The following is a 24,480-nucleotide window of genomic DNA, read 5'->3' as shown; positions in this document are numbered from 1 at the left end:
TGTGTTATTATAATTCGTTCGGACATATTACCAGGGACTTTTTAAACTCCCGGCAAGTAACCACCCTTCTTGCTCCGAAGTGAACGCTTTACTTGGTAGCAAGTAAGAGGTATGTTTAAATTCATAACAGATGACAATTAATTATCAATACATGTTAATTTATTTAATTCCATGTAAAAAGGGATATCCCTTTGGTATTTACAATTGTCTGAATCTAAGAGCGTTTTTTTAGTAATAGTTCCATTTTGCACCATCATAAACCACCACCGCCTTCATGGCAGAATCCCACATAGCGAGGCCTTTTACGCCGGTTATCGTGCGCTGGTCTATCAGAACTGCTCTAGGTAATACCAAAGCCTTATCTGAAGATTCTATAATCAACGCGCCTGTTGCACTGCTGGAATTGGCGCCTATAATCACTCCGTTTCCGGTATCTGCTCCCGTTGGAGCTCCTCCGGTCTGCCCTCCCGCAGTGGCTGTACTCCAGACATTATTGGCATAAAACCTGAAGCTGCCCGTGGCTGCATCGAAAACCATACTGCCGTTGGTTCCCGTCATGGCGGATACATCTGTCACCACCGGAAGACGGATCCCTCTTACATCGGTACCGAATTCCAACGCCACTGAGCTGTTGGTGAGCGTGGTCTTTCCTATCGCCACCTGGGCATGAAACCACCCGGCAAGAGCAAGTGTTGCTAATATTATTATATTTTTCATCTTCTTTCTTAATTTGTTAAATCCGGGGCTGTAACCAGGTACAGCCCCGAATTAGTTATTATGGTTTAATTACAGAAAATATTGATGTTGCCGTTACTTCCTGTACTGTAGTCCCCTAGTTTTCTCCAGATGGTGCCTGTATAGACTTTCATCGTGTTATCGCTAAGATCATAGATGATCATTCCTTCAATCGGGTTTACGATTGCAGCAGTGCTGGCTACGCGGCTTACCACCAATCCTTTGGAGTTGGAATTGATTTCCAGGTAGGTGTTTGGAAGCGTTGGCTTCCAAGCTGCGGAAGGAATGGTGCTGATACCGGATTTCACATCGGTAAGGTCTCCTCCGGAGATGCCCAGATCTTTTTTGGCTAATGTAAAATAGGATACATTATTGTCTCTGAAGTTTACGCTTACATCAATATTGTTGCCGGTTCTGGTCACTGCCCGGTACACTACGTTTGAAGTAAAGTTGGCATCATCACTCACGATCAGGTAATAGCGTTCATTTCCGGATAAGGCCGGCAATGAAGTGGCATCAAAACGTAAGTTGATACAGCTGATACCTCCCGTATCCTGGACTTTCCAGCGTTTCGCCATGGCTTCGGTGGTACTGAAGGTAACTCCTGAAGCGGTAAGCGCAGTACCGGTAAAGGTATATGCTCCTGTAGTCTCCCCGATGACCAATGACTGAAGGTCTGTACCAATGGCCGCATGGGTACTGTTGGCGTTGGTAAAATTGGTATCGGTAGATAAGGTGAGCACACTGCCGCTGTTCACCGATTTGGAGATTCGCTGGTGTAATGCAGAAACATCATCCCTCAATATACCAAATACATTGTTTTGATAGGAAGCATCATTGGTCCAGATCACCGTTGCAGCAGAGTTTTGATAATCTCCTGTTTTAGTGATGCCATATTTAACCGCAAGATAACTTTCTACTCTTAATTGCTCTAAGGCTGTTAACTGTCGAATATACGCAATGACTTCCGGAACATTTCCTACAGCCGTCAAGTCATCGCCGCCAGACCAGGTATCAGCTCCTATTGTCATAGCACCAGTATTAGTGGTATAAGTCCCTGTAACAGTTGTAGCCGTACCACCATTAAGTGAAAATGTAACCGATGTTCCGTTTGCCATTATTCCTGTTGAAATGCGGCTTATAGTACCTGTCAAGCTATTATTGGCTGCAAATAAACCACCACTGCTGGAGTTCGTGCGAGCAAACAGCGAATTACTGCTGAAAGACGGATAATCATAAAAAGAAAAGGCCGTGGTTTCTAAATTGCTGTTAACACTTAAAAGCTGGGAACCATTAACATTAGATACCCCAAAGAATGTAGCACTGGATACCGGAGATGCGGGAAACAGGGTATTGCTGGATCTCAAGGCAGTGCTCGTGGTACTAAAGTTAAGGGAAGGATTGAAATTAAATCCACTGTTACCAGCTGATGTCTGGTATAAAACTGTTCCTGCGGCATTTGTAAAGCTACTGCCACTGCTCTGATCAGTCCAACTCGTTAAAGTACTTCCATTAGTTGTTGTAGACGTACCTGCATCAGCTTTTAACCAGACACCTAACGCAGGGAAAACTCCTCCAGGTGCTGTTGCCACCGCAGCAAAGCTGAAGAACTGCCCTGTTGTAAAGTCTACCGTTGCGGTGTAATACTGCACACCGCCCAAGGTTTCTAAAGTCATGGCTGTTCGGGTATCACTACCATCAAACGTTGCATCTGCACTCACCACTAGGTTAAGAGAGGATATATTTCCTGTAACCTGGCTTACCGGTAAAGCTACTTTCACCGATCCTACCGCTCCGGTTTCCTGTACTTTCCAGGTACGTGTCATTCTCGCCGTTAATCCTCCAAATACGAAAGAAGTAGCAAAAGATGTACTTCCCGTATCTGAACCCCAAACTAAAGAAGATAAGTCTGAACTCAAATTGTTGGTGTTATTGGCATTGGTATCGGCAATATTTACATTTCCGATTACCGGCTGCAGTCCGCTGTTTACACTCTGAGACTGTTTCTGGGTTAATCCTGAAGCATCATCTCTCATAATTCCTGCTATATTGTTGTTATAGCCGGTATTTGTGGTTGCATTCCAAATAATACCAGCATTGGAAGCAAGGTAATTGGTTAATGAGGTCTGATCAAGTGTCATACCGTATTTAATTGCTAAATACGAATTTACTCTCTGGCGTTCCGTTGCTGTTAGTACAGAATTGAACGCTGCTACTTCCGGGATAAGACCATTGAAATAGAAAGCACGACCGGGAAAAAGAGTCCTGGAGCCAATGCTTACGAGATTAGCAGCAGATGGAATTTGCCCAATTGTTCCGGTTGTAAGGGTTCTGTTATTATAATACAGGTTCGTTCCGTTGGCTACATTATTCATTGAAGAACCAAATAACAAAGGTGTTCCTGCAGTTAAAACTGAACCACTAAAAATAGAAACGAAAGTACCATTATTCTGTCCATATTCGAGAACAGCATTGTTAAATCTAAGTTCTCCCCCGCTGCTTGAATTTACTGCACCGAAGCCCAAAATATCCTGTGTAACATTTACAACATTAGGTTTAACTGCTGAGAATAAGGTATTAGTTGAGCCGTTGATGGTGAAAGTGGTTGCGTCCATATAATCATTGGTTCCATCAAAAGACAATACCGGGTTAAAATTCAAATTATCATTTATGTTGTCTTTATACAAAGGCTGGTTGGCAGCGGTGCTTTGTAAAACATCATTATCATTTACACTTACATCATCCCAGTTATTTACCGTTCCATTATTGCTGTAAGTACCCGCTTTATCGGCACGCACCCATAAAGATGAGCCGGGAACTCCTCCAGGACCAATCATCTTTACTGCAAAGGTAAAGTATTGACCATTGGTAAAGTCGATATCTGCGGTATAGTGGGCTACTCCGTTAATCGTTGTAGTTGTTGTTAACGGATACCACGTATTTCCGCTGGCAAATGTCGGGCTGGAGCTTACAATGATATAAGCATTTTCTCCATTGGCAACAGCTGCCGAACGCATTGCTACTTTCGTTGTACCAACCGTTCCTGTTTCCTGAACTCTCCAGATTCTGCTCATGCGATAGGCAAAGTTTAACCCGGAGGGAATATTATTGGTTACTGAAGTAGTATACGTTAAAGAAAGACCGTTATCGCCCCAAACCAAGGCAGATAAGTCTGCTGTAAAGTTATTGGTATTAGCTGCATTGCTTGCTGCGATATTTCCATTACTTATCACCATTTGGGTGCCGGTATTAACACTTTGGGATTGTTTTTGATTTAATCCGGAGAAATCATCTCTTGCAATTCCTGTGATATTATTATTATATCCTGTATTAGTAGTAATATCCCAAATTGCTGTTCCTGAAGAATTCAAATAAGAATGAGCTAATGTCTGTCCATATTTGACAGCCAGATAACTTTGTACTCTTTGTCTTTCCGTCGTTGTTAAGGTTTTGTCATAGGTAATTACTTCATTGATATTTCCTGAGGTAAAATTTGCATAGCTGCCAGAACTGTTATAGCCACCTAGCATATATCTCGGAACAGATCCTGCTGTAATGGACCCTGAAAATGTACCGGTTGCAGGCGTATTCCCATTTATAGCATACGATAAATTACCCGAACCTGATGAAAAATTAATAATACTAGGTAAACTGCTCGTTTGGCTTAAACCTGTATTAGTAATAAAACCTGATGTAGATGGGAAATGCGCTATTGCATTTTCAAGGGAAAGTCTTGGGTTGATAAGACCATTGTCTGATATTTGAAAATATACTCTTGCCCCGCTTCCTCCGGTAACACTTAATGCTCCAAACATTTCATTATTAGTAGCATTTAAAACATTTAACATACTCGGGAAGGTGCTTTCCAAAATGTCAGAATTTCCGTCATAAGTAATGCTTGGATTAAAATTCCATCCATTGCTGCTGTAAGAAGGCTGTCTTGAAGCTGTTGCCTGTGACAGGTTTGCTAGATTAGCATTTGCTGACTGGTTTTTCCATGCACTTACCGTACTTCCATTAAGTGTCACATCAGCATCCGATTTAAACCAGCTTGTTGTACCCAATACTCCACCCGGAGCTGTTGCTACTGCAGCAAAAGTAAAGAACTGTCCGGAAGTAAAATCTACGGTTGCGGTATAATACTGCACGCCGCCTAACGTTTCCAATGTCATTGCTGTTCTTGGGTCGCTGCCATCAAACGTTGCATCTGCACTTGTCACCAAGTTAAGAGAAGATATATTTCCTGCAACCTGGCTTGCCGGTATAGCAATCTTCACCGTTCCTACCGTTCCGGTTTCCTGTACTCTCCAGATGCGGATCATTCTGTTATTTAATCCTCCAAAAATAAAGGAAGTAGCAAAAGAAGTGCTTCCCGTATCCGAACCCCAAACCAAAGCAGATAAATCTGCAGTAAAATTGTTGGTATTGCCTGCATTAGTAGCCGCAATATTCACATTCCCAATTACAGGTTGCAGACCCGTGTTTACGCTTTGGGATTGTTTTTGGTTTAAAGCGGAAGCATCATCTCTTGCAATACCAGCGATGTTATTGTTATAACCTGTATTGGTTGTTGCATTCCAAATAATAGAGGATACAGAATTCTGATAGTCTCCGGATTTGGTAATCCCATATTTTAAAGACAAATAACTTTCTATCCTGTTTCTATTAACCGGCTGGTTTGTATTATATACAACAATCTCAGCAATATCTGCATTAGCATAATTAGATGCTCCAGGCGTAACCCCTACCGAGAAAAATGGATTCGCCGCCGATGTACCTGTGGAGGCACTTAATGTTGATGACATCAATAATCCATTTAAATACGAACTTGCGGCATTTGATGTTCCATCAAAGGCTTGTAATCTTGTCTCATTAACATTTACTGCTGAGGTAGATATATACCTATTTGTAATTAATACCTGACCATCTGTTTGTGAACCTACATTCCAAATTGAGGGAGTGTTGGTAGCACTTACATATAATGGTCCATTAGTTGTAGATAATCCCCTGTATACAATATAATGAGAAGAAGCATATGGGTTGCTGCCCGAAGCTACCTCACTAATAGGTACATTGGCTGCCTGTAAATTATCATTCGTTCCGTCAAAACGCATTGAAGGATTAAAATTTATAATATTGGTCGTTGTATTATAAACCGGTTGGTTTGCCGCCGTACCCTGAGTTAAGTTATAAGCATTTTGTGCAGAATTATTCCATTGAGATACTCCTGTAGAAGTGGTCACTCCCTGATCTGCTTTGTACCATAAATTTATACCTGATACTCCACCAGGTGCCGTTACGAAAGAAGCAAATGTAAAGAATTGCCCTGTTGTGAAATCTACAGTTGCGGTATAATACTGCACTCCGCCCAAAGTTTCCAGTGTCATCGCTGTTCTTGTATCAGTGCCATCAAACGTTGCGTCAGCACTTACCACCAAGTTAAGAGAAGATACATTTGCTGTAATCTGGCTCGCTAGTATAGCCACCTTAACATTTCCTACTGTTCCGGTTTCCTGCACTCTCCATATTCTTGCCATTCTGTTATTCAACCCTCCAAATACAAATGAAGTGGCAAAAGAAGTGCTTCCTGTATCGGAGCCCCAAACCAAAGCAGATAAATCTGCCGTAAAATTGTTGGTATTATTGGCATTGGTATCGGTAATATTTACATTTCCGATTACAGGCTGAATACCAGTGTTAACACTTTGCGATTGTTTTTGGTTTAATCCAGAGAAATCATCCCTCGCAATACCCGCTATATTATTGTTATAACCGGTATTCGTGGTTGCGTTCCAATATATTGTAGTACCATCGGAAGCTAAGTAGTTTTGTAATATGGCCTGATTTAAGGTAGTACCATATTTAATGGATAAATATGATTGTATCCTTAACATTTCAACATTACTTAATTGAGATTCATAAGCAATAATTTCTGAAACATTTCCAATAGAGGTAGCATTATCGCCACCGGTAAATCCATCACCGCCAATCAAAAATCGGTCAGTTCCCAACTCATATTCTCCGGTTGATAATGAAAACACACCACCATTGTATGAAAATCTTGCCTGGTCTGATGTAGCTGCGTTTTCTATAAGTGAAATGGTACTGATTCTGGTTGTATTTGATCCAAAATTACCCGGAGATAATAATATTGAATTGGATATATTATTATTGTAAGAGAATATACCCGAAGATCTTATATCCGGACTATCATAAGCATAACCAGGTCCAAATGCTGATATAGAAGTATGATTAACCTGTAACAATTCAAAATCATCCTGGTCGGAAACACCAAATATTGTAGCACTTTGATTGTTCGTGTTAAATATATTAACGCCGGCAGCACTTCTTAAAGCATCGGTTGTGGTATCAAAATACAATGAAGGATTAAAGTTAAATCTTGTGTTACCCACAACTGTATTATAAAGAACAGACCCGTTTCCATTACTTTGAGTAACATGCCTGCTGTTTCCACTTTGGTCATTCCAAGCGGTAATGGTGCTACCATTTACAGTGGTGTTGGTTCCTGTATCGGCTTTCAACCAAAGAGATGAACCTAACACTCCACCCGGCGCTGTTATAAAAGCTGCAAAGCTAAAGAACTGTCCGGAAGTAAAATCTACCGTTGCTGTATAATACTGCACTCCGCCCAAAGTTTCTAAAGTCATCGCAGTTCGAGCATCTGTTCCATCAAACGTTGCATCTGCACTTACCACCAAACTAAGAGAAGATAAATTACCTAAGATCTGGCTTGTCGGTAAAGCAATTTTCACTGTTCCTACTGTTCCTGTTTCCTGCACTCTCCATATTCTTGCCATTCTGTTGTTGAGTCCTCCAAATACAAATGAAGTGGCAAAAGAAGTGCTTCCTGTATCGGAGCCCCAAACCAAAGCAGATAAATCTGTACTGAAAGTGTTGGTATTATTGGCATTCGTGTCGGTAATATTTACATTTCCGATTACAGGCTGCAATCCACTGTTAACACTTTGGGATTGTTTCTGGTTTAAAGCAGAAGCATCGTCTCTTACAATACCTGCGATATTATTTTGGTAAGTGGCATTTCCTGTCCAGAATATTGTACTTCCATCGGAACTGGTATAGTTTACCAGATTAGAGGCTGTTCCTAAGGTTGTTCCATATTTTAAAGAGAGATAAGAGTTTACTCTATTCAATTCGGAATTTGTCAATACCCTTGTGTAATTAATAAATTCGGGGATATAGCTTGTATCAAAAAACTGTCCGTCCGGCCTCCCGCCAAGTGCAAAATCTGCTGTGACAGCAGTGTTTAAATCTACAGACCTGCTGATAGAAGAATAAGGAGAGCCTCCATTTACAGATCCTAGGTTAGCTGTACTATTTATAACAAAAGAAGTAATATTCCATGTAGAAAGAGTACCTGTAGTGCTGATAAAATTGCCTCCAAATTGCCCGGTATTGGAAGCATAAAAATCATAACGATTTGCTGTGTTCGTATAATTTGTGGTTGATAAAACACCTGTTGCTGCTCTCCACAACATAAAAGAACTATTGGCATTGCTTGTAAAAAGATCTGAGACAAGTCCGTTCCTAATCAATGATTCCTGGTTTGCCGTTGATGAACCAAAAAATTCAATAGCAGGGTTAAAATTCACATATCCAGTTTTATAATCCGGCTGCCGTGTTGCATTTGACTGGTTGACCGATAAAAAGTTTGGATTATTAGTACGGTTATTCCATTGTGCAACTTTACCATTATTTACAGACGGTGTAATTCCGTTATCTGAAAAAGTTCCTGTAGAAGCATCAAACCAGATGTTAAGCCCTGAAATGACCCCACCGGGAGCCGTTACCAGAGATGCAAAGGTGAAGAACTGCCCTGAAGTAAAATCTACTGTTGCGGTATAATATTGTATACCGCCCAATGTTTCTAAAGTCATCGCAGTTCTGGTATCACTACCATCGAACGTTGCGTCTACGCTCACAACCAGACTCAGTGATGATAGATTAGCTGTAATCTGGTTTGCCGGCAAGGCTACTTTCACAGTTCCTACTGTTCCGGTTTCCTGCACTCTCCATATTCTTGCCATTCTGTTGTTCAGTCCTCCAAAAACAAAAGATGTGGCAAAGGATGTGCTTCCCGTATCTGAACCCAAAACCAGTGCAGATAAATCTGTACTGAAAGTGTTGGTGTTATTAGCATTGGTATCGGTAATGTTGACATTTCCGATTACCGGCTGTAAACCGCTGTTCTGTGATTGCGATTGCTTCTGGTTGAGTCCGTTGTTTGCAGATCCCCCCATATCATCCCGGCCAATTCCTGCTATGTTATTATCATAACCTCCTCCACTGGTCCAAATGGTTGTTCCTGCAGAGTTTACATAATTACTTGCTTTTGTAATTCCGTACTTCATCGCGAGATAACTTTCTACCCGGTTGAAGTCTGCAGCGGTATGCTTACCGGAATACGCTATAACCTCAGCAACATCTCCATCCCAAAAACCTGCCGCGGTGTTTTGAGAACCAATAGCAAATGCAGAATTAGCTGCATAACTAGGATTGCTGGACCCTGCTGAAGTTTCCGCAGTGCCGTTATCCGAAATATAATGCGCCCCGGTAGTCCCCCCATTAAATCCTGTACGGATCATCTCGGGTACATTTTGAGCCCAGACTAAAGTCTTACTTACTGTTCCTGCTGGTGTAGCACCACTAACCAACGTTGTGGCAGTAGAACCTTTACCGCTGTGCAATCCATTTGTTGCGGTAGTTCCTGTTCCTTTTCCGAAAACGGATCTGGAGGCATTGGCTCCTGTGGGAGTGGCAACATAATAATAGGTATTTGCCGTATTGGTTCCAGGCCAGGATGCTGATGTTGTAGCAAGTGAGAAACGCTGACTGGAGCCGTTAAACGTGGCAACCCTGTTAAAATTCAGTAAATTTGTAAAGGTGGGTGTCCCTGCTCCCGTAAGATTGTTGCCTGCCGGAGAACGGTCCGTCCACGTAGTGGCATTGGCAGAGACATCTGCACTATACCAGCCTGCCAGATTGGACGAAACGCCGCCGGGAGACTGTGCCTGTGTCCAAACTATAAACAACAGGCAGTATATTATTAATAAGATTTTTTTCATTGTTGTTGTGTGTATTCGTAAAAAATTTTTATTCTTCACTGCTTTTATCAGAATAAAGAGCATTTACTGTAATACAATAAATGAATCGTAACAGGAACTTTCAGCAAGAATATCATGTAATATCATTTTTAAAGCGGAAAGAATTCCTGATCCGGGCATCCCGATAAAAGTCTTTTAACAATGAAAGGGTGGCGGACGTATGCCTCCACCATCTATAATATTTTTTGAAAAAACAGAATAGCGGTAGTGATAATTTGTATTGATATATTCATCATGCTGTATTGCAGAGACATACCTGATCGTATGATAAAATATGAAATTCTGATAGTGACTGCCCGGTGTTACACATACCGTCTGCCCCGATAAAGAGGCCGCGTAAAAGCGGTTTTGATCCGGCTGTGTCCTGATGTTTTGAGCTGGGACCGAAGGTTTATTTTTCAGAGTTTTTTTCCAGGATACTTCCTTTTTGTCTTCAATGATTTTTTGTTGACGGGAAAAGAAAATTTCATTTTTTTTAATTGTGTTTGCAGATATATTTTTTATACCATATACAATAGCGCCATTGGCAGTGTGTAAATGCTCCTTACCTGTAATAATAATTTCTGATGTGTTTTCTTTACTTGTTTCAGAAACCTCCTCTTTTGATTCATAATTTTGGGTTAATACGGTACCTTCCCGAATATATACGGCTGGATTATCTGACGTGAAAGATTGTCCATAATGAAACACTGAAGTAATGATGATAAAAAAAGCGCCTAATTTTCGGAAAAAATTAAGGATTAACTGCTCATTTTTGATCATTTGTGTTTTCATTTTCAATCATTAAAGTTAGTTTCCCTTTATTTTTATGGATACCATATAACCATCATGAGCACTCCCTAAAATATTATTTAAAAACTTACTTTTTATATACTAGTCCTAACAAGACTAATATTTAAAATTTATAACAAGTGATACAATAATTTACAAGCATAATTCTTATTAATTATTTAATAATAATTGTTTTATAGAAAAAATTATACACTAAAAAGTGATTATAAATACATACATAAATTACTGATTAACAATATCTTATTTCAGTTGCAGATTTAAAAACTTTGTGTAACTTTGCAGGAAGTATTAGTCTTGTTAGGACTAATAATTGTATTTAGATTTGTTGGAAATCTAAAAAAAAAACGACTAATGACATGTAAATTTTATTTATTACCAAATAATCTTGCAGCTAACATTTGCCTTAAAATAACTGATAAGTCTGGTAAAACAATTGATCTAAATACTTCCTTGGAAATTATTCCTGAAGAATGGGATTCTTTCAGACAAAGACCTAAAAACATCTATAAAAAAAGCAACAAGAAGCTTAATAAAATACTTAATACCATTAAGTTATATATTTCAGAATATGCTTCAAGCTGTAATGTAAAAAAAAGCCAGATCAGTAAAAAAGCGATCATAAATTTCATCACCAGAATATGTAATGATGATTTGGAAACACTGCCCCCCAACTCATTTTTAAAATATACGATGCAGTATATAAATTCGCGGAAGGAGGCCATAAGCTATTCCACATACCACAGATATATGGTTTTCTATAATCTTATAGAACAATTTCAGGGTGAGATTTGCAAACATATATATATTGAAAACGTAGACGGCAATTTCGCTGCCGAATTCTTAAAATTTGGACATAAGGAAAATTATAGTACCAGCACCATCAACAGAACCATAAAATTCTTCAAAACTATTCTCAATTTCGTTGAACGCAAAGGAATTAAAACAAATGTTAAAGAGCTTGAAGTAGGCCGTGAAAAACAGTATAAAGAAATAATTACCCTTACCGAAGAAGAAATTTTTCGGATTAAAAATACTGCCATTTCCGATGATCTGGAAATTGCCCGGGACTGGCTTTTAATAAGCTGCTATACCGGCCAGCGATTTTCAGATTTCATACATTTTTCAGTGGACCAGATTATATATATCCATAATAAACCTTTCATTTTTTTTATTCAAAAAAAGACCAATAAACATATTCAATTACCACTGCATCCCGTCGTATCTGAAATTCTTTCCAAGAACAATGATCAATTTCCCAAAGCTCTTTCTATGAAAATTTACAATGAGCACATAAAACAGATTGCAAAAATTTCTAAAATTAATCAGTTAGTTTACACAAGAAAAAGAACAGGATTCAGAAGTCTGAAAACTAAAATTGAAAAATGGAAAGCTATATCATCGCATATTGGACGACGTAGTTTTGCCACTAATTTTTATGGTAAAATTCCTACTCCTCTTTTAATGCATGCAACAGGGCATAGCAGCGAACAAGTCTTTTTAAAATACATAAATCCCACAGATAACGAAAAGCTTATATCACTCGGAAATTATTTTGAAAAGATTTATAACCTTGAGAAAAAAATACAATAAGGATAGTATATAATATACGGTTATCTGATACTTTTCCTTCTTCATCTTGATACAGCTGTATTTTAATTTTCAGTATAACATTGCGCTTTTAGTGATATTGGTATGAATGATGTATAAAACTTACAGCCATAATTTTTATGATATGAAACTTTTCAAAGAAAATTCATATTTCTGTTACTAACTAAAACCTGCAATTCACATTTAACTCTTATTTTTGTAGTATGAACTATTCTGCGGAGCTCAAAAAATTTGTTACCAGTCAATATGTATATTCTGCCATCAGAATTACTTTGGCCACTGTGCTCCCATGTCTTGCCCTGGCTCATTTCGGCATTCTTAAAGAGTATTTTCTCTTTCCTCTCGGAACCAGCTTTGTAGCCCTTACAGATCAGCCGGGTCCTTTTATAAGACGAAGAAATGCCTTAACATTTGCCATCATCTGTTTTGTATTTGTGGCATTGATAGCAAGCCTTGTTATGAATATCAAAATCCTGGTATTTACCGAGATTATCGTATTTGGAATATTCTTTTCATTAATCGGGGTATACGGACAGAGACTTGCAGCAGTGGGTTCATTATCATTGGTTGTTCTGGCCATTTTTATTGACGGACATTTAACCGGAGCCAATATTTTCAAAAGCCTGCTGATTTTTGCATCGGGATGCATCTGGTTTTTGCTTATATTTTTAGTTGTAACGACCATTCAGCCTTATAAGCTGGCAAGCCAGATGATCGGGGAAAACTACCTGCAGCTGGCAGAATTTTTAAAGATTAAAGCCAATTATTACCAGAAAAACCCCGATTTTGATAAACTCACAACTCAGGTTATCGCCAAACAGATTGAGATCAAAAACCTTCAGGAAGAAACCCGGGAAACTGTTTTCAAAACCAGGACCATTGTCAACGAATCAACCACGACCAGCCGTCTTTTAATGCTGATGTTCCTGAATTCTATGGATCTGCATGAAAAGCTGATGACTTCGGAAAGTGATTATCAGAAATTACAGCAAAGCTTCGAAGACACTACCATTTTAGTGAAAATTCATGATTATCTTAATCTTCTTTCGGAAGAGATTACCAATATCGGGATATCCCTTCAGCTCGGAACAAGGGCAAAACCTATTTTTAATCTGGAGGAAGAGCTGAAATATCTTAATAACGACTATTTCGAACTGAGAAACAAACGCATTTCACCAGAAAATTTCGAGAATTTTATGGTGCTAAGACAGATCCTGATGCGTATCAATGAAATTACAAAAGAAATCAATGAAATCTATAAAGTCTTTTCCCAAAATGTAAAGCTGGCAAAAAGCCTTTCAACAGGATTAGATCTCAAAAAGTTTATGCCCAATGAAGAAAAGCTCAATATTAAAGTTTTAAGAAACAATATTTCTTTTTCATCTTCCCATTTCAGGCATGCACTGAGGATTACGATTGCTTTGTTGATAGGCTATCTGTTTTCTCTTTTTCAATTTCTGGGAATTGGCCACACCTACTGGATTTTGATTACCATTGTAGCGATTTTAAAACCTGCTTACTCTATTACCAAAAAAAGAAATTTGCTGAGATTGTACGGAACCATCGCAGGTGCTGTAATTTCTTATGCCATTCTGTATTATATCCAGGTTAATGAGCTTCTTTTTGCCATTCTTTTATTAAGTATGATCATGTGTTTCAGCTTTCTGAAAGGCAAATATTTCTGGGCCGTTTTATTTATGACGATCTATGTTTTTCTAAGTTTCAACTTTCTGAGTCCAGGTAATGTAAATATTATTTTCAGAGACAGGATTGTCGATACCATGGTTGCGGCAGTAATTACTTCACTTGTGGCTTACATTGTGCTACCGGTATGGGAACACACCCAAAATCTGGATTTGATGAAAAAATCAGCCGAATGTAACCTGACTTATTTCCAGAGCGTGATTTCAAAATTTCTTGAAGAAGGTTTTGATATCGAAGATTATAAAGTAAAACGTAAAAATGCCATTATTTCACTGGCCAATCTTTCCGACAATTTTCAGAGAATGATTTCTGAGCCCAAAAACCAGCAGAAAAAGCTTGAAGTTGTTCATCAGTTTGTTGCCACGTCCCATCTTATTACCGCGTACACCGCTTCTCTTTCGCAGTATGTAAAGGATGATGAAAAATATCCTGAAATAGACGCCGAAGGCTGGAGCCGCAAGATCGAAGCAGAAATGCAGAAAGTATGCAACCTCCTGAATGGTGATAAAATAACGGAAACCCTTAACATGGAAAGCCGTATTGAACCCGAAGATTCTTCGCTGGATGACCTGATCATGAAAAGAAAAACAGAGCTGATAGAAAATGAAACCTATGATCTGAGGGATCCTGATAAAATATCGCATCTTACGGAACTAAAAAATATTCATGATATTCTGGAGCTGATCTACGATGTGGCCAAAGAACAGCGAAAAGTCATTGAAAAATACCAGAATGAAAAACAAAGCGAAGAATCGCTGAAGGCTATTCCTCAACAATCGTAAAGCAGTAGTCGTCAAAAAACTCTACTCTGGCTTTAAATTCATCAGACATTGTATCATCATGTACCCTGCATTTGATATTATGAAGGTGTTTTAGTTCAAAAGGTCTTACTTCATAGTGCTTTTTCAGCGACCAGTGTTTTGAGTGATGGATTTTATACATGCTTTCTTTTACACTCCAGATAATGGTATAGAAGGTTACTTCATTATCAAAAGGAATAAAGCCTCTTTCATTTTCATAAGTGAATTTATCAATAACCCTCAGAATTTTAGGATTAAATTTCTCAATATCAATACCTATTTTATTCTTTGAAATCGCTATCGCCGCAAAAGGAAAAGAATGGGTAATGGAAATTTCGGCATCCTTCGGAGAGAGAAACGGCTCTCTTTCTTTATACAAAATTTTCGAGTGCGGCTTAAGACCTTTCAACAGTTTACGTACCATTAATACCTCAAGAAGTTTTTTGGGATGATAATCTTTTACTTTTTCTGCATTTTCAGGCTCCAGAAGCTTATGGACGTCAAGGTCTTCTGTTTCGTCGTATTTCCATACAAGAATGGTGGCATTGTCATCAGAAAAATCGCGATAAAGTGGCATTATTTGTTTTTAATAGTATAAAAATAGTAAAAATAGACAGATTTCAGCAGATAAGGTCTATTAAGAAAAAGCATTACAATAAATATTGCAATGCTTTTATTTTTTAAAGTCAACTAAACTAAAGGTTCCTGCTGGCTTAAACAGTGGAAGCTTCCCAGTCCCCAGATGATATCGGTAGAATCTATCCCCACAACTTCCCTGTCGGGAAAACACTTTTGGATAATTTCCAGCGCCACTGCATCTTTATCGCATCTGTATGTAGGAACAATCACAGATTTGTTGGCAATATAAAAATTGGCATAAGAAGCAGGCAGTCTTTGCCCTTCACAATATATTGCATCCGGCATCGGAAGTTTAATGATATTCAGCTTTTCTCCGCTTAGTAAGGTCATTTCTTTCAATTGACGGAGATTGGTCTGAAGAATTTCATAATTATCATCCTCAGGATCATCTTCAATAACGGTTAAAATGGTATTTTCATTCACAAAACGGATGGTATCATCGATATGCCCGTCTGTATCATCGCCCACAATACCATCTTCTACCCAAAGAACCTGTTTTTGTCCGTAATATTTTTTCAGAAATTCCTCCACTTCTTCCTGAGAAAGATGCGGATTTCTGTTTTCATTAAGCAGGCAGGATTTTGAAGTCAGTACAGTTCCGGCACCATTGAATTCAACAGAACCACCCTCCATAATAATCCCGGGATAAAGAACAGGAATTTCTTTTTGTTGAGCAATCTTAGTTGGAATATCATCATCCAGATCAAATGGCGGATATTTACCACCCCATGCATTGAATCCCCAGTCTACAATAATTTTTTGAGGCTCCTGACCATTTTTATTAATTAAGAAAGCCGGACCATGGTCTCTGCACCAGGCGTCATTGGTTTCATTAAAATAGAATTCAACTTTTGAAATATCAGCACCCGCTTTTGAAATGTGTTCCATTGCAAAGGCCTGCATTTCCTGATCTTTTACATTGATGCAGACAAACTCACCTTTCGTAAGTTCAGCAATAAATTGTGCATAAGCCGGATAAATCAGATCGATTCTTTCAGGCCAAGATGCTTCTTTATGAGGCCAAGAAAGCCATGTCGCTTCATGTTCTTCCCATTCTGCAGGAAAAATATATCCGTTTTCCGCCGGATTGAAATTTTTATCTATCATCACTAATCTTCGTCAATAAAACGTTTAGTAATTGGTGAGTACGTTTCGATTCTTCTGTCACGCAGAAAAGGCCAGTGTTTTCTCATGTAATCTGTCTGTGACAGATCTACTTCTGTAACGGCAACCTCTTCCTGATCATGAGATCCCAGATAGAGCAGTTTTCCCTGAGCATTCGTAACAAAGCTTCCGCCCCAGAATTTCATAGCTCCGTTTTGCTCGAATCCTACTCTGTTTACAGAAACCACCGGAACTCCATTGGCCACCGAATGGGAACGCTGAATGGTCTGCCATGCATTATACTGATCCTGATTGGTTTCTTCATCCTGATCCGTTGCCCAGCCGATTGCAGTGGGATAAAACATAATATCTGCACCCATTAAAGCGGTGATTCTGGAAGCTTCCGGATACCATTGGTCCCAACAAATCAGCACCCCTACTTTTCCGAATTTGGTTTTGAAAATTTTATAACCTAAATCTCCTGGTGTAAAATAAAATTTTTCATAAAATGCAGGATCATCAGGAATATGCATTTTTCTGTATTTTCCAAGATAAGTTCCATCTGCGTCAATAACGGCAGTTGTATTATGGTAAAGGCCTTCGGTTCTTTTTTCGAACAATGAAGCAATAATTACAACACCCAATTCTTTAGCAACAGGTGAAAGTGCTTCTGTGGATGGTCCGGGAATGGGCTCGGCCAGATCAAAATTATCATAATCTTCCACATCACAAAAATATAATGACGTGAAAAGCTCCTGTAAACAAACAATTTGAGCCCCTTTTGCTGCAGCTTCCTTTATTTTTTCAATGGCTTTGTTCAGATTCTCCTGCTTGTCTGCTACACAAGACATCTGAACGGTACCTATTTTTACTTTTGACATGTTGTTGATTTTTGCGGGCATAAAATTAATATTTTTAAAATAGATGATAGAATAATTCTGTCAAAAACTCAGTTTTGATCTAACAGACTATGTTATTACAGGAATTATATGAATATTAATCAGATTGAAAGAAACAAACCTGTATAATTTCATATTCATAAAATTTACCGGCGTTTTTTAATCTTAATTATTAGTTGTAATTTTGCATACTATTTATTATTGAATTTAAACTTATTCATTTGCATATGAGTACTACAACACAATACCTTCCTTATAAAGTTAAGGATATCTCCCTGGCAGAATGGGGAAGAAAAGAAATCAATCTTGCAGAAGCTGAAATGCCTGGTCTTATGGCCATCCGTGAAGAATACGGACCATCTCAGCCGCTAAAAGGAGCAAGAATTGCGGGATGTCTTCACATGACGATCCAGACAGCTGTGCTTATCGAGACGCTTGTAGCTTTGGGAGCTGAAGTTACCTGGTCTTCTTGCAATATTTTCTCTACCCAGGATCATGCTGCTGCTGCTATTGCTGCTGCCGGAATTCCGGTGTATGCATGGAAAGGGATGAATGCGGAAGAATTTGACTGGTGTATTGAGCAGACTTTATTTTTTGGTGAAGACAGAAAGCCATTAAATATGATCCTTGATGATGGTGGAGATTTAACAAACATGGTTTTTGATAAATATCCGGAATTAACCAAAGAAATCAAAGGTCTTTCTGAAGAAACCACAACAGGTGTTCACAGACTTTACGAGAGAATGAAGAACGGAACATTAGTAATGCCTGCGATCAACGTAAATGATTCTGTAACCAAATCTAAATTCGACAACAAATACGGATGTAAAGAATCTGCAGTAGATGCTGTAAGAAGAGCTACAGATATTATGTTGGCTGGTAAGAGAGTTGTAGTTTGCGGATACGGAGACGTTGGTAAAGGTACTGCTGCATCGTTCAGAGGAGCAGGATCAATTGTTACGGTAACAGAAATTGACCCGATCTGTGCGCTTCAGGCTGCTATGGACGGATATGAAGTTAAGAGACTGGATACGGTAGTAGATAACGCAGATATCGTAATCACGACTACAGGTAACTTTAATATCGTAAGAAAAGAACATTTCTTAAAATTAAAGGATAAAGCGATCGTTTGTAACATCGGCCACTTCGATAACGAGATTGATATGGCTTGGTTGAACGAAAACTACGGTCATACAAAATCTGAAGTGAAACCTCAGGTGGATATTTATACGATTGAAGGTAAAGAAGTAATCATTCTTGCGGAAGGAAGACTGGTAAACTTAGGATGTGCTACAGGACACCCAAGTTTTGTAATGTCCAACTCTTTCTCTAACCAGACATTGGCTCAGATCGAACTTTGGAATAATTCTGCAGCTTACAAAAATGAAGTATATATGCTTCCGAAGCATCTTGACGAAAAAGTAGCTGCTCTTCACCTTAAGAAATTAAGCGTTGAGCTGGAAACTCTTTCTCAGGAGCAGGCTGATTATATCGGGGTAAATGTTGAAGGTCCTTTCAAACCGGAATATTACAGATATTAATAGCTGATCAGCATTTAGATATTTAAAAAAACTCTCCTTTCAGGAGAGTTTTTTTGTTTAGGTTCCGCGGCGGCTTCGCCGCCGCGGAACCTAACAAAAAGTATTAAACATAGCGTACGAAGCTTCATTGATAATATGAAAGCAATAAAATTTCAAAAATTAAGTTATGGTTTGCATTGAATTAAAATTAATATCTTTAGCGCTTTATTAAACATTAACATGAAAAAACAAAATGTATCGACCGCCTTTGTAGCGGCATCATGGGTTGCTTTAGGCGCAGGAATGATAGGTTATATTACAGGTCTTGTAAGGGCAGAAATGGAACTTAATGAGAAAGGATATTATTTTACCATTCTTCTCTATGGTTTATTTGCTGTAGTTTCTTTGCAGAAAGCCGTTCGTGACAGAATGGAAAACATCAAAGTTACCGACATTTATTACGGGATATGTTGGTTTGCTACCTTATCATCAATTGTTTTACTGACGGTTGGTTTGTTTAATGCAACCATCTTACCAAGCGAAAAAGGGTTCTATGCATTTGCCTTTCTATTGGCGCTGTTCGGTGCTATTGCCGTACAAAAGAATACGCGGGATAATATGATGGAAGATTAAGCAATCTATCCATTCAATTATACAATGCTCATCAGATGTGATGAGCATTTTTATTTCAACGATATTAATTCACAAATTATAGAGATATTTATAGAAAAATACTATATTTGCTTTTAATAAAGAATATTTAATAATAATATATTAATCTTAAAAATAAACCAAAGATATTTTAGATTAATAAAATTACTCTTATTTCTTATACCAAATTATATACCATGAAAAAATTATTACTCATTACACTCTGTATTTTTTTCTTTCAGATTATAAAAGCACAGAATGAGTTTACCACCATCTGGAAGCCAAGCAATACATCTGCACAGAATATATCAGGTGGTGTTACATCCACCTCTACGCAGATCTGGTTTCCTGGACGAGGCAATAATTTTAATGTGTCTTGGGAAGAAGTAGGGTATCCTTCTCATAATGGCAGCTTATCAAACATTACTTCTACTCTGCATTTTTTGATTGATTTTGGAAATCCACAAAATGCTGTGGCAGCCAATGCGACTTACCGGGTGAAAGTAAGCAACGGAAATGGAACTTTTAAAAGAGTGAAATTTTATGATCCTTTGACTTCTGTTTTTTTTGGAGATCCGGATAAAATTTTAAAAATTGAGCATTGGGGAAATATTATTTGGGAAAATATGGATTTTGCTTATTCATCTTGTTCAAATTTGGATATGATCGCAACAGATATACCCAATTTAACCAATGTTACAAGTTTTGATAACATATTTAATTCTTGTGCTTCTCTTATTGGCAATAGCAGTTTTAACAATTGGGACACATCAACTGTGACGGACTTACAGTCTGCATTTGCAAACTGCCCTTTATTCAACCAACCGCTTGGTAATTGGGATACCTCTAATGTGACCCGAATGATTCTGACATTTGCATTCGCTACATCATTTAACCAAAATATTAATACTTGGGATACGGGGAATGTTCAATCTTTTAATGCGATGTTTTTTAATGCATTTGCTTTCAACCAACCGTTAGGAGATTGGGACATGTCTAGTGCAATAGAGATCGAACTAATGTTTTCAGGAGCTCTTGCATTCAATAAACCTATAGGGAACTGGAATACTGCAAATGTCTCAGATTTTCAAAAAATTTTCTTAAACGCGCACACTTTTAACCAGCCTATAGGAAATTGGGACACTGCTAATGGAATTTATATGAATGGAATGTTTCAAAATGCAAATGCGTTTAACCAGGATATAAAGAATTGGAACACTTCCAATGTAACATTAATGACTTCAATGTTTCAGAATGCAACGTCTTTCAACCAAAATATCGGTGAGTGGAACACAGGTCAGGTAACGACTATGGATCATATGTTCGATGGAGCAACAAGTTTTAATCAAAATCTGGGTAGCTGGAATCTTTCCTCCCTTACGTCTGCAAGTAATCTATTTTTAAATTCCGGATTAAATTGCCAAAACTACGACAGCACGCTTTTAGGATGGAGTATCAATTCTTTAACTCCGCAAAACATAAGTATTTCCAATATCTCACCTCTTAAATATTCTCATCAGGCAGCAGTGAATGCAAGAAATTTCTTAATCACATCCAAAGGCTGGTCAATAGCGGGAGATTCATATGATGGAGAATGCCAGTCTGTACTTTCGACTTCAGAAAACAACATTAAAAAAGACATTTCTATATATCCAAACCCTGCTACAGATTTTATTTTTATTAAAAATTTCCCGAAAGAAGCAAAGGAATATCAGATTATAGATTTTAGCGGAAGAATCATCAATAAGGATCTTCTTAATCAAGAAATGATCAATGTTCAGCATTTGGTTCCCGGAAATTATATTTTAAAAATTAAAATAGGAGACAAAACCGAGAATTTTAAGTTTATTAAAAAATAATCATTTATTTTTATCTTTTTTATAAGAACTGACATGAAAAATATTATTATACTATTTATTTTTGCTACATTTTTTCAGATAGCAAAAGCACAGAATGAGTTTATCACTATCTGGCAGCCTGGTCTTGTATTAAATCCTGGCGTAACGGTAGACGCTCCTTTTCAGGCCAATTCAAATCAAATCTGGTTTCCCGGTAATGGAGAAAATTACACAATCGAGTGGGAAGAAATCGGGTACCCGCTTCATAACGGAATTATGACGAATGTAACCTCTACCAATCAGGTTCTAATTGATTTCGGAGCATCAAGCGGAGATGCTTCCGGTGCTACTTACAGGGTAAAAGTCTCCAACGGAAACGGTATTTTCAGACAAATAAAATTTGGAACAGCACAATTATTTTCTGCTGCAGAACTGGTTATACCGATCTGGCAAATGTTTGGCAGCGCTGATAAAATACTGGAAGTAGAGCAATGGGGAGACATCTCATGGATCTCTATGAATTCTGCTTTTACCAATTGTCTATCCCTACAGCTCACTGCAACGGACAGCCCGAACCTTAACGCTGTAACGGATGTATCTTTCATGTTTCATGGAACTCCGCAATTTACAGGAGCTCCTTCTATGCAAAACTGGAATACTTCCCGAGTTAAGAATTTCAGTTTTATGTTTTCCTGTCTTACGAGCACATCCAATATTCCTCATCAGTTCAATTCACCTTTTATAGGAAACTGGGATACTTCTTCAGCTACCGACATGAGCTATATGCTGGCCGGAAGAACAGTATTTAATCAAAGTGTCAACAATTGGGATGTTTCAAAAGTTACCAATATGGCCTGGATGTTTGGTCAGTGTGTAAGCTTTAATCAGCGATTGGACAATTGGAATACCTCAAGTCTTCAGGATATGCACTTCATGTTTCATATGATTCCCGTATTTAATCAGCCTTTAAATATGTGGAACACAGCAAATGTTACAGATATGGGACACGTATTTCATGGCTGTACCTCGTTTAATCAAAATTTAAATTCCTGGAATGTAAGTAACGTTACAACAATAAATACTTTTTTAACGGGTGCTTCAAGCTACAATCAATCATTCGAAAACTGGAATTTAGCATCAGTTAGTGATGCTTCAAGTATGATTGTAAATACTGCTATCGACTGCAACAATTACAGTAAAACACTTGTGGCCTGGGCAAACAATCCCAATACGGCAAACAATGTCAATCTAGGGTCTACAGCACCAGCAAAATATGCCTCAAATATTACCAACGAAAGAGACTTTCTCATTAACAATAAAAACTGGATCATCTCAGGAGACTCAGCTGGAAGCTGTTTTCTTGCAACCTCTGATATTAAAGCCACAAAAGGAGGTTCAATTTATCCTAATCCCGCAAAAGATAATATCCATACAGAACACTTACATGGCGCAGAAAAATACAGAATCGTTGATGCATCGGGAAGGTTACTCAGGGAAGGGAATATAGAAAATGAGCTCATCAACATCAGCACTTTATTAAAAGGAAATTACATTTTACAGATCGTAACAAAAGATAAAATTCAAACTTATAAATTCATTAAAGAATAAAAAAACCTGAAATATTACTTATGTTAAGATATATCTTTACTTTTTTATGCTTGATTTTCTGTCAGATATTGGCAGCACAAAATGAATTTATCACGATCTGGAAACCCAGCAATCCAAGCACGACTATTTTTTCGGCACCTTCTTCTACTGTCAACCAAATTTGGTTTCCCGGATCAGGAGATAATTTCAATGTATCGTGGGAAGAAATAGGATTTCCTGCTCACAATGACAGCTTTACCATAACTTCTGCAGATCATTTTTTGATAGATTTCGGCGCTCCCTTTAATTCTAATCCCGGAAATGCTACTTATAAAGTTAAAATAAGCAATGGCAACGGAAATTTCCATAATGTAAAATTTCCTAATGAAGCTTTTATTTCGCCAAGCCTTCGCATCCCTACCATAGTATCCTATAATGGAGATGCAAAAAAAATCTTAGAAGTTTCACAATGGGGAAATATTCACTGGACCAATATGGAATGGGGATTTTCTGATTGTATCAATCTGGATATAACAGCTACAGATATTCCTGACTTCTCATCCGTAACAAGCATGCTGGCCATGTTCTACAACTGCACATCTCTTATCGGAAACCCGACGTTCAATCTTTGGAATACAGCTTCCGTAAACAATATGAGCCATTTATTTGCCAGCGCAGGAAATTTCAACCAGCCGGTTGGAAACTGGAATGTATCGAATGTAATAAATATGGACTGGATGTTTCATTATCTCCCAAAATTTAATCAGCCCATTGGAAACTGGGATACTTCAAAGGTTACCAGCATGACACATATGCTTCATATTTGTTCGGAGTTCAATCAGGATATTACAGATTGGGACACTTCAAAAGTTACGGATATGCGGTGCATCTTAGAAGACGCAACTGCTTTTAATTATAGCTTAGGAAAGTGGAATTTAAGTTTGCTTTCTATGGCCGCAAGAATGATCACCGGCTCCGGGATAGATTGTTCGAACTATGGGAATACATTGGAGGGATGGGCAAACAATCCCGCGACTCCTTCCGGAATTAATTTATACAGTGTTGCACCGCTTGTTTACAGTTCATCATCATCTTTAGTCGCCAGGAATTATTTATTAAACAATAAAGGATGGCTAATGTCGGGCGATAATTATATCATGGAATGCGAACAATTGTTATCAACTTCAGAGGGCTCCGTGAAAAACCCAATCGGAATCTATCCGAATCCTGCGACAGATATTATTTATCTTAAAAATATGAAAGGAACCGACTATATTATTTTTGATTCAGCAGGAAGAATTATTCTTCAGCATACCTTAAATGAAAATAAGATAGATGTGAGTTCTTTAATAAAGGGGAATTACATGCTGCAGATCATTACCGAAAATAAAAGACAGAATTTTAAATTTATTAAGCAATAAAAGTTTCGCGGCTCACGATTTTCGTGAGCCGCGAAACTT

General features: G+C 38.1%; 13 protein-coding genes. 7 read left to right on the top strand and 6 right to left on the bottom strand.

The window, feature by feature from the left end:
* Positions 1-228 precede the first annotated feature (228 nt).
* The 3 genes from HHL20_RS18845 to HHL20_RS18835 all read right to left on the bottom strand — a co-directional run bounded on the left by HHL20_RS18845 (position 229) and on the right by HHL20_RS18835 (position 10,652).
* Positions 229-717 (bottom strand): hypothetical protein, encoded by a 489-nt coding sequence (locus tag HHL20_RS18845; RefSeq protein WP_169232692.1) that lies wholly within the window; start codon positions 715-717, stop codon positions 229-231.
* 65 nt (positions 718-782) lie between these two features.
* Positions 783-9,839 (bottom strand): beta strand repeat-containing protein, encoded by a 9,057-nt coding sequence (locus tag HHL20_RS18840; RefSeq protein ID WP_169232691.1) that lies wholly within the window; start codon positions 9,837-9,839, stop codon positions 783-785.
* Positions 9,840-10,013: 174 nt separating this feature from the next.
* Positions 10,014-10,652, bottom strand: a complete 639-nt coding sequence (locus HHL20_RS18835; RefSeq protein ID WP_169232690.1) for a hypothetical protein — start codon at positions 10,650-10,652, stop codon at positions 10,014-10,016.
* Between the two features lie 369 nt (positions 10,653-11,021).
* Between HHL20_RS18835 and HHL20_RS18830 the strand changes: the two genes are divergently transcribed.
* Together HHL20_RS18830 and HHL20_RS18825 are read left to right on the top strand one after the other, a co-directional pair.
* Positions 11,022-12,260, top strand: a complete 1,239-nt coding sequence (locus HHL20_RS18830) for a tyrosine-type recombinase/integrase (protein WP_169232689.1) — start codon at positions 11,022-11,024, stop codon at positions 12,258-12,260.
* A gap of 221 nt (positions 12,261-12,481) precedes the next feature.
* The gene (locus HHL20_RS18825) at positions 12,482-14,764 is read left to right on the top strand and encodes an FUSC family protein (RefSeq protein ID WP_169232688.1); all 2,283 of its coding nucleotides are present in this window, start codon (positions 12,482-12,484) and stop codon (positions 14,762-14,764) included.
* Here the strand turns inward: HHL20_RS18825 and HHL20_RS18820 are convergent.
* The 3 genes from HHL20_RS18820 to HHL20_RS18810 form a co-directional block, all read right to left on the bottom strand.
* Positions 14,745-15,359, bottom strand: coding sequence for a 4'-phosphopantetheinyl transferase family protein (locus HHL20_RS18820; RefSeq protein WP_169232687.1), 615 nt, complete (start codon positions 15,357-15,359; stop codon positions 14,745-14,747). The genes HHL20_RS18825 and HHL20_RS18820 overlap by 20 nt on opposite strands.
* 113 nt (positions 15,360-15,472) lie before the next feature.
* Positions 15,473-16,528 carry an agmatine deiminase family protein gene (locus HHL20_RS18815; RefSeq protein WP_169232686.1) on the bottom strand — a complete coding sequence of 352 codons (1,056 nt, stop codon included), beginning with the start codon at positions 16,526-16,528 and terminating at the stop codon, positions 15,473-15,475.
* A gap of 2 nt (positions 16,529-16,530) precedes the next feature.
* On the bottom strand, positions 16,531-17,406 hold the full coding sequence (locus HHL20_RS18810) for a carbon-nitrogen hydrolase (RefSeq protein ID WP_169232685.1): 876 nt from the start codon (positions 17,404-17,406) through the stop codon (positions 16,531-16,533).
* Positions 17,407-17,651: 245 nt separating this feature from the next.
* On the opposite strand from HHL20_RS18810, the gene ahcY reads away from it, so the two are divergent.
* The 5 genes from ahcY (at position 17,652) to HHL20_RS18785 (ending at position 24,441) form a co-directional block, all read left to right on the top strand.
* Complete coding sequence (gene ahcY / locus HHL20_RS18805; protein ID WP_169232684.1) at positions 17,652-18,965, top strand: adenosylhomocysteinase; 1,314 nt, start codon at positions 17,652-17,654, stop codon at positions 18,963-18,965.
* Between the two features lie 219 nt (positions 18,966-19,184).
* Positions 19,185-19,577: an inner membrane protein YiaA gene (yiaA, locus tag HHL20_RS18800; RefSeq protein WP_169232683.1), complete on the top strand. Its 393-nt coding sequence runs from the start codon at positions 19,185-19,187 to the stop codon at positions 19,575-19,577.
* Positions 19,578-19,792: 215 nt separating this feature from the next.
* On the top strand, positions 19,793-21,454 hold the full coding sequence (locus tag HHL20_RS18795; RefSeq protein ID WP_169232682.1) for a BspA family leucine-rich repeat surface protein: 1,662 nt from the start codon (positions 19,793-19,795) through the stop codon (positions 21,452-21,454).
* Positions 21,455-21,487: 33 nt separating this feature from the next.
* Entirely contained in the window at positions 21,488-23,041 is a 1,554-nt protein-coding gene (locus tag HHL20_RS18790; protein ID WP_169232681.1) for a BspA family leucine-rich repeat surface protein, read from the top strand.
* Positions 23,042-23,061: 20 nt separating this feature from the next.
* Complete coding sequence (locus HHL20_RS18785; RefSeq protein WP_169232680.1) at positions 23,062-24,441, top strand: BspA family leucine-rich repeat surface protein; 1,380 nt, start codon at positions 23,062-23,064, stop codon at positions 24,439-24,441.
* Positions 24,442-24,480: the final 39 nt, after the last annotated feature.

This window comes from Chryseobacterium cheonjiense, from assembly GCF_012927265.1.
Taxonomy (GTDB): Bacteria; Bacteroidota; Bacteroidia; order Flavobacteriales; family Weeksellaceae; genus Chryseobacterium; species Chryseobacterium cheonjiense.
Note: the sequence above shows the minus strand (reverse complement) of the source record. Positions and strands in the feature narration are given on the sequence as shown.